Origin of the sequence: Mesorhizobium sp. M0772 (assembly GCF_040320135.1) — a bacterium.
In the GTDB taxonomy this organism is placed as follows: domain Bacteria; phylum Pseudomonadota; class Alphaproteobacteria; order Rhizobiales; family Rhizobiaceae; genus Mesorhizobium.
Genome location: NZ_JAMYPB010000034.1, coordinates 1 through 13,075, shown reverse-complemented (window position 1 = coordinate 13,075; position 13,075 = coordinate 1). Strand labels below are relative to the sequence as shown.

Below are 13,075 nucleotides of genomic sequence, written 5' to 3'. Positions count from 1 at the left end.
GGATTTTCGGCTATCCGCGAGCGGTCGTCTTGACCACTCAATTGGTCAGGCCGATCTCGCGCATCTTGACGTAGACGACCTCGTCGGGCTCGCCCGTTTCCGGCAGGCCGAACAGCGACTGGAATTCCTTGATCGCCGCCTTGGTGCGGGCGCCGACGACGCCGTCGAGTTGCATGTCGTCATTGCCGAATGCCTTCAGGCCGGCCTGGATCTTGACGATGCGGGCATCGGGCGCCTGGGCGGATACCGGCGCGGAAACCGGGATGGGCGCAGGCGCGGCCTCGGGCGCGGCAACTCGAGCGGCGGCCATATCCACGGGCCGCGGCAGCGGATGCGGGATGCCAGCCGTGGTCTGCTTGGCGCCGAGCTGGTCGAGCAGCACGGCGTCGATCTCACCGGAGGCCGGCAGGCCAACTTTCTGCTGGTAGGCCTGGATCGCCTTTTGGGTATTCGGCCCGGAAATGCCGTCGACCGTTCCCGTGTAGAAATCGAGATCCTTCAGGATGCCCTGGACCTGCTCGACGGTCGGGTCGCTTTTGACCGGTGCCGGGCCGGGCCGCAGGATGTTGATGGTGGTTTCGGGTTCGTCCGCGCCGGGGTGCGGAAAACCCTCGATGCTGCGGGTGGCGAAGAAGGCGCCGGCATGCGGAAACGGCTGGTACCACAGCGCGTTGGCGGAAACGTAGAACAGCGTCACCAGGAAGGCGGTCGACCCGCCGACCAGGACCGGATTGCGCGAGATCGCGCCGCCGAGCGCAATCGCGCCGGCCTCGAACGCGCCGCTGCGGCGCTTGACCGCCTTAGGCTGTTTTGCGGAGCGAGCCATTCCTGTCCCCTTTCGCGTCGCCTTTCGTCCTGGTCGCAGGCATCGGCAGCACGCCGTTCCTGTCGGTCGCGCTCCTCTTCGGCCCGTTCACCGGCAGGCTGATCGTGACCGTCGTCCCCTCGCCCGGCATGCTTTCGATCGACATCGTGCCGTCGTGCAGCGCCACCAGGCCCTTGACCAGCGACAGGCCGAGCCCGGTGCCCTCGAAGCGGCGCGTATAGTCGTTCTGGATCTGCATGAACGGCTTGCCGAGATTGACAAAATCTTCCTCGGCGATGCCGATGCCGGTGTCCCTGACCCAGAAATGCAGCCGCGAGCCGATCCGCTTGGCGCCGACGACGACATTGCCGCCATCGGGCGTGAACTTGACCGCATTGGAGACGAGGTTGATCAGGATCTGCTGCACGGCACGACGGTCGGCATTGATCTCCCCGGCGTCCGGCGCAATCTGCGCCTGGAGACCGATGTTCTTGGCATTCGCCTGCAGCTGCATCATCGACTGGCACATCTCGACCGCTTCGATGAATCGGAACGGTTCGGGCTCGGTCGCGTAGGCGCCGGCCTCGATCCTCGAGACATCAAGGATGGAGGTGACGACGGCAAGCAGATGCTGGCCCGACTCCTTCACCAGGCTGACATACTCCTTCTGGCGCGGGTCCTTGAAGCCGCCGAACATCTCATGCAGCAGCATGTCGGAAAAACCGATGATGGCGTTGAGCGGCGTCCGAAGCTCATGGCTGACGACCGCCAGGAAGCGGCCCTTTGCCACCTCGGCCGACGCTGCGGCCTCATTGGCGGCAGCAAGCTCGTCGCGCAATTCGGCAGTTTCGTCGTTCTCGCGCAGCAGCAGAGTGAAGGTCTCCTGCTGCTCTTCGGCGCGCATCAGTTCGAGCTGAAATGGCCGGTAATTGTCGGCCGTCGAGGCGCTGCCGTCCTGCGGCAGCCTTACCCGAAGATCGAGCCGGCGCGCCAGGGCGCCATCGCGCATGTCGGCAAGCGCGCTGAGATAAGCGACGCGATCGGACAGGTGGATGCGGTCGAACAGCCCGGCGCCGAAAAGCAGTTCCGGGGGCAGCTTCAGGATGGTGCGCGCCTTGGCCGAGGCATCCAGGACCTCGCCATGCCGGGCGACATGCAGGACAACGGCGTCGATCATGTCTTCAAGGCGGTCGTTTGGAAGCAGCGCGGGCTGCGCGCGTGCGGCATCGCCTAGGGCTGCGAGCCGGGGAACCAGCGTCAGGCCCCAGGCGAGCGGCAGCAGCCAGTGCCACGCCGCGACTTGCGCCCCGCCGAGCGGGACGACAGAGGCGACAAAGGGCTGCAGCAGCATTGCGGCCAAGGCCGAGAGGCCGCCCCAAAGTGCCGCGCGCTTTGAACCGCCGATCCACCAGGCCTCGAATGGCAGTGCCAGGGCCAGCAGCGCAACCGGCGACGCTAGGCCGCCTGCTGCCGCGACGGCGCCGGCAAGCGCAAGACCGCCGGCGGCAAGGGCAACCTGGGCTGCCAGCGTCATCTTGCCTGACGCCGCCACCAGCAAGGCGGCGAACCAGCAAAGACCGAAGGCGGCGAAAATGGTTGCGACGGTGACGGCGGCGCCCATGCCCGAGGTGACCAGTGTCACCGCCGCACCGGCGGCGAAGAACGGAGCGGCAAGCATGATGCCGATGAACCGGCGCTGGCGCAGGCGATCGCCCTGGCCGATGATGGCCGGATGGACCATGCGTTCGCAACCGGCCGCCAGCGCGCCAGGCAGTTCAATATATCTGGCAGTTGTCAAACTCAACGCACTCGCACCCGGTCGTGACTGCCCTGCTTTGCAGGTCGCTTTTGCTTGTTTGAAACTCGCATCCAGCGTTTAAGGAATGAATAAGGCTGACCGGAACAACGAGCGCGCTGCGGCAAAAATTGGAGCGCCGGCACCGGAATGCACCGCCATTTGTAGCCATAGTAAACGGAGCGTTATGTGCAAAGGGCGTGCCCGTGGCTGCGAAACCCTGAGCCGGCATGCCTGCTCTTCTGAAGATATCCATGCGCAACAATCGCTTAGATGGTTACTGCAAGGTTAAGAAAATTGTCGGCATTTGAGGCTAATGCACTGCAAAACGCCTCGCTTCGAATTTGCCTAAAATTTGAGGAAAATTTTCGCTGAGCAGGAAAGCCGTCCTTTGCGCCTCATGTGCCATTGTCGCTGATATAAAGAGGTCATTGCGCATGGACGCATGATCCGGTCATTGGACGAGAGGGCAGATCGATGGGCTTTTTGATAAGAATGGCGTTCTGGTTTTCGCTGGTGTTGCTGGCGCTGCCGCTGACCGTCGGCCCCGACGAGGATGGCCGCGAGAGCGTCGGGCCGTTCCAGGCGCTTTTTGCGGCGCGCGAAGCGGTCGGCGACATCGCCGGCATTTGCGAGCGTAAGCCGGACGTCTGCGAAACCGGCAAGTCGGCGATGCATACGATCAGCGCCCGGGCCAAGGAAACCGCCAAGATCGCCGCCGCCATGCTGGACGACAAGAGCGCCGAGACCTCGCCCGATACATCGCTGGCCACCGGCAGCGTCGCCAAGGACATCGTGCTGCCGGCGACAGTCAACATACCTGCCAAGCTGGTGGCGAAGAACTAAACACCGTTTCAGCTGTATCTACAGCGACACCGCAGGCCGGTCGGACCTCTCGATGCCTGCGGTGCTTTTCTTATTTTTCCGTGACGCCGCAGCCGCGGATGACTATATCCCGAGCAATGGCCACGACGATCCAGACGATCCGCGACGACTTCTCCCTGCTCGACGAGTGGGAAGACCGCTATCGCTATGTCATCGAGCTCGGCGAAGCGCTGCCGCCATTTCCCGACGCCGAACGCAACGCCGCCAACAAGGTGCCGGGCTGCGTCAGCCAGGTCTGGCTGACCACGAGCCGAGCGCCGGGCGCCGATCCGGTCATCACCTTCACAGGCGATTCAGACGCTCATATCGTGCGCGGTCTGGTCGCCATCATGCTGGCGCTGTTTTCGGGACGGACTGCCAGCCAGATCCTTGAAACGGACGCAGAGGCGACGCTGAGGTCGCTTGGCCTCGACGAACATCTGTCGCCGCAGCGGGCCAATGGCCTGCGCTCGATGGTCAAGCGCGTCAAGCGCGACGCCGAGATGGCTCTCAAGCAGACTGCTTGATTGCTCTATCTTCTCTTCTTTCGACGCAATTCCCAAGAGAAAGCGCTCGGCAGTTTTCCTGGAATTGTTCTAGAAACAAAAACGGCGCCGTAAGGGGCGCCGTTGATCTTGTCCATTGGAGCCGGTGTTACCGCCCCTTGCGCTTGCGGCCGAGGCCCATCTTCTTGGCCAGCTGCGAACGGGCAGCGGCATAGTTGGGGGCAACCATCGGATAGCTGGCGTCGAGATTCCACTTCTCGCGGTATTCATCGGGCGTCAGACCGTAATGGGTCATCAGGTGGCGCTTCAGCGACTTGAACTTCTTGCCATCTTCAAGGCAGACGATGTAATCGTCATGAACAGAGCGCTTCGGGTTTACCGCAGGCTTCTGCTTGTCGGCCGGAGGCTGTTCGCTTGCTCCGCCCACGCGCCCGAGAGCGGCATGGACATCAGCGATAAGGTTCGGCAATTCGCCGACCGGCACGGGATTGTTGCTGACATAGGCTGCCACCACATCGGCGGTCAGCTCGATCAGCGCATCGCTATTTCTGGAAGGTGTTTCGACGATATCCATGGTTTAGGCCCCAACGAAGGATGTTTCTGTTTGCGCCCTTTTTGGAAGATCGGGCATGGCGCGAATTTCACGCGGGAAGAGCTTCATGGATTCGCGTCCGGGCATCTTAATGAGCCCACAGACAAAGTAAGTCAATTCGCATCTTGCGCTATATTCAACGATATTCATCGAATAGTCGCTCTTCAGCTTCAATCTTTCGTGCACTCTGTAACTTCGCGATATTTTCTGGTCGGACCAGGACTAGCATGACGTAAGGTCACGCCATCGCTAAATCAGCAGGGACTCATAAAATGGGCAGCGATGCTTGGTCTATGCTTCAAGGTTTGGGCAGCTGATTGTCGGATTCGTACCAAACCGCAAGTTGCAAAGCGTTGGCGAAACCCGCCGAAGAAGATCTTCGGTCTGACCGGATTCAATACGGCGTGAGGTATTTTCCATAGACCCAGCCACTAACAAAAGCACCATTTTGCGCCGGGTCGTGCCAAACTTGACACCATTGATAGCGAATTGCCTGTTTCTGTTTCCAGTGCGGCTGGCCGGCGATCTCCAGAAGATTCAAGCCGCTGGTGCACTTGCCGGTCATCTGCAGGATCGTCCCGTTGGGATAGGCGGCCTGCTTCTGCGAGGTGCCGGACGGATATTTGCGAACGTTGAGCGTGTCGCCGAACGGCACGCCAGCCACTTGCCAAGCGGCGAACGCGGTTGCATGAGACTGGCCGGTGAAAGCCAGAACGGTCGAAGCGACGACGGCGAGAGCCGCAGCGATGTTGATATGGAAATTCATCATCCTCTCCTTTTGGCTCATCTCCCGAGCCCGCCGCAACCAATACATCCCGGCCCTTGAACCCGCGCTGATCGGCGTGTTCATTTGCCATTCAAGTAATTTCTTCAGTGAGACGCAATGACCAAGACCTCAGCTTTTCCGACCGCGAGCCCGCCGAGCCCCGAGAAACACCCCGTCTTCGACACGCATCACGGCATTACCCGCACAGATGACTATGCCTGGCTGAGGGCCGAGAACTGGCAGGCGATGTTCAGGGACCCTTCCCTGCTTGAGGGCCGCATCCGCGCCCATCTCGAAGCCGAAAACGCCCATCAAGCAGTGCTTATGGCCGATACGCTAGAGCTTCGGAAGCAGCTGTTCGGCGAGATGAAGGGGCGCATCAAGGAAGATGATTCGACGGTGCCGATGAAGGATGGCCCCTATGCTTACGGCTCATCCTTCAAGCTTGGCGGCGAACAGCCCCGCTATTTCCGCATGCCGCGCGATGGCGGCGATGAGCAGATCCTGCTCGATGGCGACGCGGAAGCCGAGGGCAAGCCCTATTTCCGCCTCGGCGGCGTCGACCATTCGGCCGATCACCGCAAGCTGTTGTGGGCGTTCGACGACAAGGGCTCTGAATTCTTCACACTTCGCGTGCGCGATCTCACCAGCGGCAAGGAACTGAGCGACCAGATCGAGGCCACCAGTGGTGGCGGCGTCTGGAATGCCGCCGATGACGGTTTCTTCTACACAAGGCTCGACGACAATCATCGTCCGTCCAAGGTGCTGTTCCACGCGCTCGGCGGCAGCCCCCTTAATGACCGGCTGATCTATGAGGAAACCGATCCCGGCTTCTTCATGGATGTCGGCGGCACGCGCTCCAACGAATGGATCATGATCGGGATCAACGATCACGAAACCTCGGAATATCACCTGATGCGCGCCGATGAGCCTTTCGCCGAGCCAAAGCTGGTGGCAAAGCGCGAGACCGGCCTGCAATATGATCTGGAAGAAGGCGGCGACATCTTCTTCATCCTCACCAATGCCGACGGCGCCAAGGACTTCAAGATCATGACGGCGCCGGCTGATGACCCGGTTCGCGCCAACTGGGAAGAGCTGGTGGCGCACGAGCCAGGCCGGCTGATCCTGTCGGTGGTCGGCTTCAGGGATCATATGGTCAGGCTCGAACGCAAGGAAGGGCTGCCGCGCATCGTCGTGCGCGATCGCCGCAGCGGCGAGGAGCATCTGATCTCGTTCGACGAAGAGGCGTTCTCGCTCGGCCTGTCGGGGTCCTATGAATACGACACCGAGATCATGCGCTTCACCTATTCGTCGATGACGACCCCGGCGCAGGTCTTCGACTACAATATGCGCAGCCGCGAGCGTGTGCTGCTGAAGACCCAGGAAGTGCCGTCCGGTCACAATCCGGATCATTATGTCACGCGCCGGCTGATGGCGCCGGCCGCCGATGGCGAACTGGTGCCGGTCTCGCTGCTGCATCACCGCGACACGCCGCTCGATGGCTCCGCACCGTGCCTGCTTTACGGCTACGGCTCTTACGGCATTGCCATCCCGGCGGCGTTCAACACCAACTGGTTCTCGCTGGTCGACCGTGGCTTTGTCTTTGCCATCGCCCATGTCCGCGGCGGCAAGGACAAGGGCTATGGCTGGTATGACGACGGCAAGCGGGCGCACAAGATGAACACGTTCACCGATTTCATCGCCGTCGCGCAGCATCTCGTCGCCGAGCGTTACACCCACCACGACCGCATCGTCGCGCAAGGCGGCTCGGCCGGCGGCATGCTGATGGGTGCGATCGCCAACATGGCGCCGCAAAATTTCGGCGCCATCGTTGCCGAGGTCCCCTTTGTCGACGTGCTGACCACGATGCTCGACGCAAGCTTGCCGCTGACGCCGCCGGAGTGGCCGGAATGGGGCAACCCGATCGCGTCGGCGGAAGATTACCAAACGATCGCCGCCTACTCACCCTATGACAATGTCGCCGATCACGACTACCCGCCGATACTGGCGCTGGCCGGCCTCACCGATCCGCGCGTCACCTATTGGGAGCCGGCCAAATGGGTGGCGCGGCTGCGCGAGCGCAAGAGCGGCGACAATCCGGTGCTGTTCAAGATCAACATGGATTCCGGCCATGCCGGCGCCTCCGGCCGCTTTTCAAGGCTGGAGGAGATCGCCTATACCTACTCCTTCGCGCTCAAGGTTACGGCCAAGCCCGAACCCGAGGTTACGGGCAAGGCTGAGAATGCAACGGAGGCGTCGCAATGATCGATCTATCCACCTTGACGGCTTACATAGCGGTTGTGCTTGGCTTTGTGTTTATTCCAGGCCCAGCCACGCTTTTGACGGTCGCGCGAGCGACGAGTTCCGGAACCAGGGTTGGCGTCGCGACGGGCGCGGGCGTCGCGGCTGGCGATGTGTTCCATACCATCATGGCGATGGTCGGCATTTCGGCGATCATCGCCACTTCGGCAACGCTGTTCAGCGTCTTAAAATACATCGGCGCGGCGTATCTCGTTTACCTCGGCATCCGCGCAATCATCGAGAGAATACCGGCCGACCCTACTGCCGGCGCACTCGCGCTCTCCGCCAGCAAGGCGTTTCGTCAAGCTGTCCTGACCGAAGTGCTTAATCCAAAGACGGCGCTTTTCTTCCTCGCCTTCCTGCCCCAGTTCGTGCGGCCTGAAAACGGATCGGTGATGCTCCAGCTGATGACGCTGGGCATAATCTTTGTTCTGCTCGGCCTTTTCAGCACAGTCGTCTTTGCCGTGAGTGCGGGCCGGCTCGGCACGTTCCTGCGCCGCAATCCGTCGGTGGTGAAATGGCAAGGCAAGGTGGTTGGCGGCATCTACTGCGCGTTAGGCGTCCGTCTGGCCTTGCAGCAGCGCTGATGTCGATGCGAAAGGCGCGCCCGTCGAGGCGCGCCGGTCGTCACTTTTTGAATTCCAGGCTGCTCATTTTCACTCGCATTTGCAATGGCTGCGCGCTACCCAATGCGCGCCACTTCCAGACCATGACATACGCAAAGGGGCCACTATGTTGCTCGTCGACACCTATCTCGAGAAATCACCGATCCAGGGCATCGGGGTTTTCGCCAGGAACCACATTGCCAAGGGCACGCTGGTCTGGAAGCTCGACCCCAGATTCGACCGGATCATCGACGTCGAGACCTATGAAGGCGAGAGCGGCCCGGTGAAGAACTATCTCGACCGTTATTCCTATCCAGACCGCCGGGATCCGAACTACATCGTCTTCGAAGCCGACGACGCCCGCTACATGAACCATGACGACGAACCGAATTGCGATGTCTCCTCGCCCGAGGAAACCTATGCCTTGCGCGACATCGCACCCGGCGAGGAACTGACCTGCAATTACAGCCATTTCTTCGAGACGGGCTTCGACTTCCTCGGCGATCGCCACCTGTAGCCGGGATCACTTGGCCGGCTTGCTGCGCACCGGGTAGCCGTTGGGATGCGGCGGCACCGCCTTGAGATAGGCGGCTATTGCCGCGCGATCTTCCGGCGGCAGTTCGGCCATGTTGCGCTGCACGTCGACCATGGCGCCGCCGACCGAATCGAAATCAGGGGTAAAACCGGTTTCGAGATAGTTGGCGATGTCGGCTTCCGACCAGTCACCGAGCCCGCCTTCGCCCGATGTGATGTTCGGCACGATGCCGCTGCCTTCGGCGGCCGCCGCGCCAGCCAGCCACTGGCTCTTCCTGGTGCCGCCGGTGACATCGCGCGGCGTGTGGCATTCGCCGCAATGGCCGGGCCCCTCGACCAGATAGCGGCCGGCGAGTACCGGATCAGGCGTGCCATCGGCAAAGGCAATCACCGGCTCTTTGCTGAGATAGAGCCGCTTCCACAGGCCGAGGCCGCGGCGGATGTTGAAGGGGAAAGTCAGGGAATTGTCGGGCGCCTTGCCGGCGACCGCCGGCAGCGTCTTCAGGAACGCATAGAGATCGGCAATATCAGCCGGCTTCATGCGGGCGTAGGACACGTAGGGAAAGGCCGGATAGAAATGCTCGCCCGACGGCGACACGCCCTTCAGCATGGCGTTGGCAAGGTCCTCGACCGTCCAGGCGCCGATGCCGTCCTTGGGATCCTGCGAGATGTTGGGCGGCACGAAGGTGCCGAACGGCGTCTTGAGCTCGAGGCCGCCGACCAGTTGCAAACGGGCGTCGCCTTGCGAGCCCGACTTGGCGTGACAGGAGGTGCAGCCGCCGGCATTGAAAATGCGCTTGCCCCTGGCGGCGTCGCCGGGGCCGAGCTGCGCCAGGGTGCCAGTGTCGAGCTTGACCGGCGCCGACAACAGCCAGCCGGCGCCCGCACCGACGACGCCCAGGACAAGGGCGACGCCGACAAATTTTTTCCACAAGGGCATTGCCCGGGATCAGCTCTTCTTCACCCGATAGGTCTTGTGGCAGGTGCCGCAATCACTGCCGAGCGTATCGATCTGCGCCTTCAGCGCATCGACATCGGCGGGTGCGGCGGCGACTGCGGCCTTGACGTCGGCGAGGTACTTGTCTTCGGTCGATTTGAAGCCCGCCATGTCTTTCCAGATTTTGGGCGAGGCGGTGGTATCACCGCTGTCGCTGCCGGCCGGGAACAGCGTGTCGACATCGAACTTCTCGGCATTGACTTGCAGCGCCTGCAGCGCCGTCAGCACGGCGGCGGCATCGAAGTCTGCCTCGCCCTTGGCGATTTTTGACAGGCCGCCGACGATCTTGCCTCGTTCCTTCATCAGTCCCTGTCGGTCGAGGATCGGGTCGGCAAAAGCCGCCGAGGCGGCGAGGCTGAGCATAGAGATGGCGATAACAAGCTTTCTCATTCAATTGGCTCCAGGATGATGAGGGGTCGCGACCTAACGTTAACGGAGCGCGGGCCGGGATTATTCCCTGTCCGCCGGCCGGATTCTGCCGAATTTTGTGTGCCTGCTGCTTCAGCTGAGAAAGAAAAGCCCCGGAGTACCGGGGCTTCTCTGGGTCGATCAGGCTTTCGCCTCTTCGTACATTTCAAGGACATGGTCCCAGTTGATGAGGCTGTCGACGAAGGCCTCGAGATATTTCGGCCGCGCGTTGCGGTAGTCGATGTAATAGGAATGTTCCCAGACATCGACGCCGAGGATCGGCGATGCGCCATGGACGAGCGGGTTCTCGCCGTTCGGCGTCTTGGATATCGCCAGCTTGCCGTCCTTGACCGAGACCCAGGCCCAGCCCGAACCGAACTGCGTGGTGCCGGCGGCGATGAAGTCCGCCTTGAACTTGTCGTAGCCGCCGAGGTCGGCGTCGAAAGCCTTCTGCAGGGCGCCCGGAAGCTTGTTGCCGCCGCCGCCCTTCTTCATCCACTTCCAGAAATGGATGTGGTTGTAGTGCTGGGCTGCGTTGTTGAAGAGGCCGGCATTCTTGCCGAACGACTGTTTGACCACCTCTTCGACCGACAGATCGCCAAGGCCCGCTTCGGCGGCCAGCTTGTTGCCGTTGTCGACATAGGCCTTGTGGTGCTTGTCGTGGTGATACTCCAGCGTCTCCTTCGACATGTAAGGCTGCAAGGCCTCGTAGTCGTAGGGCAAGGCGGGCAATTCAAAAGCCATCGGTCATACTCCTCATGGAAAAATCCGGTGCGGATACCGGATTAAGATAGGGCTGCATTGATCTGGAACAACTCCGGAATGAAGCGCCAATTGCCTTTTAGCGGCTCAACCGGCGGAAGTCGAATGCGCCCATTCCCAATAAAGGTCGCGCGCTTTCTTGGCCACCGGCCCGGGCTGCAGATCGCGGTCCTCGATGCGGGTGATCGGCACGACCTTGGAATGATTTCCGGTCGAAAAGATCTCATCGGCTTCGAGAAAGTCGCGCACCGACAGCATCTTCTCCGTGGTCTTGAAGCCGTAATCGCCAAGCAGCGTCATGGTGCGCGAGCGGGTGATGCCGGACAGGAAGGTGCCGTTGGGCGCCGGCGTCAACACGTGGCTGTCCTTGACCAGGAAGATGTTCGAGGTTCCGGTCTCGGCGACATTGCCCAGCATGTCCAGCACCAGCGCATTGTCGAAGCCGCGTCCCTTGGCTTCGAGAATGGCGCGGCCATTGTTGGGATAGAGGCAGCCGGCCTTGGCATTGGTCGGCATGGTCTCGATGGTCGGCCGCCGGAACGGCGACACGGTGATCGAAAAGCCGGTCGGCGAGATCATCGGCGATTCGTAAAGGCAGAGGCAGAAACGGGTCGAGGCCGGATCGGCCGGCACGCCCATATAGCCGCCATGCTCGGCCCAGTACATCGGCCTGATGTAGACCGCTGTCTTGCCGTCGAACTTCTTCAGCCCGTCCCAGGTCAGGCCGACGATCTGGTCGACGTTCATCGATGGCGTGAGGCCGAGCGCGATCGCCGAGGCGTTCACTCTGGCGGCATGCAGTTCGAGATCGGGGGCGACGCCTTCGAACCAGCGGGCGCCGTCGAAGACGCTGGTGCCGAGCCACATGGCGTGGCTGCGCGGCCCAAGGATGGCGACGTTGCCTTCGTACCAGTCGCCGTCGACGAAGGTCCATGTCGCCGATAGCGCCGCAGTCGCCAGTGTCATTGTTCGGTTCCGCTTCAAAGCTGCCTGTGCCAAGCATTGGAAGATGCTTTGACCGGCGCCGTCAACCGGCATGGAGCGGTTTTTGTTGAGGCCAGAGCGCCCCAAGAAAGCGATCAAGACTACAATCGATGCTTGCACCTTGCGCCGCCTGCCCTCAAAACTGTCGCCATGCATTACGCGGCTTACGTTTTCGACGCCTATGGCACGTTGTTCGACGTGCACGCAGCCGTGCGCCGTCATGACGGCGAGATCGGCCCCGACGGCCCGCTGCTTTCGGAAATCTGGCGCGCCAAGCAGCTGGAATATTCCTGGGTGCGCACGCTGATGGGCGGCTATGCCGATTTCTGGCAGCTCACCGAACAGGCGCTCGATTTCGCCCTGCTCAAGGTTCCCTCCGCCGACAAGGGACTGAAGGCCAAGCTGCTCGAAGCCTATTGGCGGCTCGACTGCTATCCGGAAGTGCCGGCCGTGCTCAAGGCGCTGAAAGCATCCGGCGCCAAGCTCGCAATCCTGTCCAACGGCTCGCCCGAGATGCTGGAAGCGGCGGTCAAGTCGGCCGCCCTCGACCAGGTGCTGGACGATATCTTTTCGGTCGACGCCGTCAGGCGCTTCAAGACCGACCCGTCGACCTACGACATGGTGGCGACGGGCTGGCGACTCTATCCGGGCGCCGTCTCGTTCCAGTCGTCCAACCGCTGGGACGTCGCCGGCGCCACCAAATTCGGCTTTCGCACCGTATGGATCAACCGCGCCAACCAGCCCGAGGAATACCGGGATTTCCCGCCGGCGCTGATCCTGCCGTCGCTTGAAGGCCTGCTGACCGGCGGCTGATCACTCTGTTGCCTTCGAGCAACAGTGGCAGGGCGGTCACAGCTTCGCCTTTGTTTGTCCACCCTCAGGCCAGAATCGGAACCGCCTATCGCGTCAGGCATTGGGGGAGGCCGACCACTGCGCCGCTTGAAGGCATTCACGCTTTCTTGCGATTCGAGACTTAAAAAAGGCAACCATTAAAAAAGGCAACCATGTTGAAGACCGAAATCGACCCCTATCGCCTGAGCCGTCGCGGCTTTCTGAATGCTGCAGCCCTTGGCGCCGCTTCGATTGCGGTCTCCGCCTGCACCACCACCGGACCGGCGGGGGGGGCGGGCGCGCGCCGGCGGGCGGCGGAGGAACC

At 61.8% G+C, this 13,075-nt stretch carries 14 protein-coding genes; 6 read left to right on the top strand and 8 right to left on the bottom strand.

What is annotated here, in order from left to right; genetic code table 11:
- Positions 1–37: 37 nt before the first annotated feature.
- Together NKI06_RS20935 and NKI06_RS20930 are read right to left on the bottom strand one after the other, a co-directional pair.
- The gene (locus NKI06_RS20935; protein ID WP_023727647.1) at positions 38–826 is read right to left on the bottom strand and encodes a peptidoglycan-binding domain-containing protein; all 789 of its coding nucleotides are present in this window, start codon (positions 824–826) and stop codon (positions 38–40) included.
- A complete protein-coding gene (locus NKI06_RS20930; RefSeq protein WP_352986959.1) occupies positions 801–2,546 on the bottom strand; it encodes a sensor histidine kinase in 1,746 nt (581 codons plus the stop codon). Before NKI06_RS20930 ends, NKI06_RS20935 begins: the two co-directional genes overlap by 26 nt.
- 531 nt (positions 2,547–3,077) lie before the next feature.
- Here NKI06_RS20930 and NKI06_RS20925 point away from each other — a divergent pair.
- Positions 3,078–3,446 carry a DUF5330 domain-containing protein gene (locus NKI06_RS20925; RefSeq protein ID WP_023684546.1) on the top strand — a complete coding sequence of 123 codons (369 nt, stop codon included), beginning with the start codon at positions 3,078–3,080 and terminating at the stop codon, positions 3,444–3,446.
- A gap of 116 nt (positions 3,447–3,562) precedes the next feature.
- Entirely contained in the window at positions 3,563–3,991 is a 429-nt protein-coding gene (locus NKI06_RS20920) for a SufE family protein (protein ID WP_023673679.1), read from the top strand.
- Between the two features lie 127 nt (positions 3,992–4,118).
- Here NKI06_RS20920 and NKI06_RS20915 read toward each other — a convergent pair whose 3' ends face one another.
- Both NKI06_RS20915 and NKI06_RS20910 read right to left on the bottom strand, forming a co-directional pair.
- The gene (locus tag NKI06_RS20915; protein WP_023673680.1) at positions 4,119–4,544 is read right to left on the bottom strand and encodes a Ros/MucR family transcriptional regulator; all 426 of its coding nucleotides are present in this window, start codon (positions 4,542–4,544) and stop codon (positions 4,119–4,121) included.
- 412 nt (positions 4,545–4,956) lie between these two features.
- A complete protein-coding gene (locus tag NKI06_RS20910; RefSeq protein WP_081732468.1) occupies positions 4,957–5,328 on the bottom strand; it encodes a hypothetical protein in 372 nt (123 codons plus the stop codon).
- A 117-nt stretch (positions 5,329–5,445) separates the two neighbouring features.
- Here NKI06_RS20910 and NKI06_RS20905 point away from each other — a divergent pair, with 117 nt between their 5' ends.
- The 3 genes from NKI06_RS20905 to NKI06_RS20895 all read left to right on the top strand — a co-directional run bounded on the left by NKI06_RS20905 (position 5,446) and on the right by NKI06_RS20895 (position 8,751).
- Positions 5,446–7,593, top strand: a complete 2,148-nt coding sequence (locus tag NKI06_RS20905) for a S9 family peptidase (RefSeq protein ID WP_352986933.1) — start codon at positions 5,446–5,448, stop codon at positions 7,591–7,593.
- Positions 7,590–8,216: a LysE family translocator gene (locus NKI06_RS20900; protein WP_352986932.1), complete on the top strand. Its 627-nt coding sequence runs from the start codon at positions 7,590–7,592 to the stop codon at positions 8,214–8,216. The genes NKI06_RS20905 and NKI06_RS20900 overlap by 4 nt, the downstream gene beginning before the upstream one ends.
- Before the next feature lie 145 nt (positions 8,217–8,361).
- Complete coding sequence (locus NKI06_RS20895) at positions 8,362–8,751, top strand: SET domain-containing protein (RefSeq protein ID WP_023673684.1); 390 nt, start codon at positions 8,362–8,364, stop codon at positions 8,749–8,751.
- Between the two features lie 6 nt (positions 8,752–8,757).
- On the opposite strand, the gene NKI06_RS20890 is transcribed toward NKI06_RS20895, so the two are convergent.
- The 4 genes from NKI06_RS20890 to NKI06_RS20875 form a co-directional block, all read right to left on the bottom strand.
- Positions 8,758–9,708 carry a cytochrome c gene (locus NKI06_RS20890; RefSeq protein ID WP_352986931.1) on the bottom strand — a complete coding sequence of 317 codons (951 nt, stop codon included), beginning with the start codon at positions 9,706–9,708 and terminating at the stop codon, positions 8,758–8,760.
- Positions 9,709–9,717: 9 nt separating this feature from the next.
- A complete protein-coding gene (locus tag NKI06_RS20885; RefSeq protein WP_023684552.1) occupies positions 9,718–10,155 on the bottom strand; it encodes a c-type cytochrome in 438 nt (145 codons plus the stop codon).
- Positions 10,156–10,314: 159 nt separating this feature from the next.
- Positions 10,315–10,917 (bottom strand): superoxide dismutase, encoded by a 603-nt coding sequence (locus NKI06_RS20880; protein ID WP_023673687.1) that lies wholly within the window; start codon positions 10,915–10,917, stop codon positions 10,315–10,317.
- A gap of 105 nt (positions 10,918–11,022) precedes the next feature.
- Positions 11,023–11,901 (bottom strand): branched-chain amino acid aminotransferase, encoded by an 879-nt coding sequence (locus tag NKI06_RS20875; RefSeq protein WP_023732041.1) that lies wholly within the window; start codon positions 11,899–11,901, stop codon positions 11,023–11,025.
- 168 nt (positions 11,902–12,069) lie between these two features.
- On the opposite strand from NKI06_RS20875, the gene NKI06_RS20870 reads away from it, so the two are divergent.
- Positions 12,070–12,732: a haloacid dehalogenase type II gene (locus NKI06_RS20870; RefSeq protein ID WP_023673689.1), complete on the top strand. Its 663-nt coding sequence runs from the start codon at positions 12,070–12,072 to the stop codon at positions 12,730–12,732.
- Positions 12,733–13,075: the final 343 nt, after the last annotated feature.

Bases quoted from the DNA above. Each gene is read 5' to 3' on its own strand.
- NKI06_RS20935 (WP_023727647.1), bottom strand. From the start codon at position 826: ATGGCTCGCTCCGCAAAACAGCCTAAGGCGGTCAAGCGCCGCAGCGGC.
- NKI06_RS20930 (WP_352986959.1), bottom strand. From the start codon at position 2,546: ATGGTCCATCCGGCCATCATCGGCCAGGGCGATCGCCTGCGCCAGCGC.
- NKI06_RS20925 (WP_023684546.1), top strand. From the start codon at position 3,078: ATGGGCTTTTTGATAAGAATGGCGTTCTGGTTTTCGCTGGTGTTGCTG.
- NKI06_RS20920 (WP_023673679.1), top strand. From the start codon at position 3,563: ATGGCCACGACGATCCAGACGATCCGCGACGACTTCTCCCTGCTCGAC.
- NKI06_RS20915 (WP_023673680.1), bottom strand. From the start codon at position 4,544: ATGGATATCGTCGAAACACCTTCCAGAAATAGCGATGCGCTGATCGAG.
- NKI06_RS20910 (WP_081732468.1), bottom strand. From the start codon at position 5,328: ATGAATTTCCATATCAACATCGCTGCGGCTCTCGCCGTCGTCGCTTCG.
- NKI06_RS20905 (WP_352986933.1), top strand. From the start codon at position 5,446: ATGACCAAGACCTCAGCTTTTCCGACCGCGAGCCCGCCGAGCCCCGAG.
- NKI06_RS20900 (WP_352986932.1), top strand. From the start codon at position 7,590: ATGATCGATCTATCCACCTTGACGGCTTACATAGCGGTTGTGCTTGGC.
- NKI06_RS20895 (WP_023673684.1), top strand. From the start codon at position 8,362: ATGTTGCTCGTCGACACCTATCTCGAGAAATCACCGATCCAGGGCATC.
- NKI06_RS20890 (WP_352986931.1), bottom strand. From the start codon at position 9,708: ATGCCCTTGTGGAAAAAATTTGTCGGCGTCGCCCTTGTCCTGGGCGTC.
- NKI06_RS20885 (WP_023684552.1), bottom strand. From the start codon at position 10,155: ATGAGAAAGCTTGTTATCGCCATCTCTATGCTCAGCCTCGCCGCCTCG.
- NKI06_RS20880 (WP_023673687.1), bottom strand. From the start codon at position 10,917: ATGGCTTTTGAATTGCCCGCCTTGCCCTACGACTACGAGGCCTTGCAG.
- NKI06_RS20875 (WP_023732041.1), bottom strand. From the start codon at position 11,901: ATGACACTGGCGACTGCGGCGCTATCGGCGACATGGACCTTCGTCGAC.
- NKI06_RS20870 (WP_023673689.1), top strand. From the start codon at position 12,070: ATGCATTACGCGGCTTACGTTTTCGACGCCTATGGCACGTTGTTCGAC.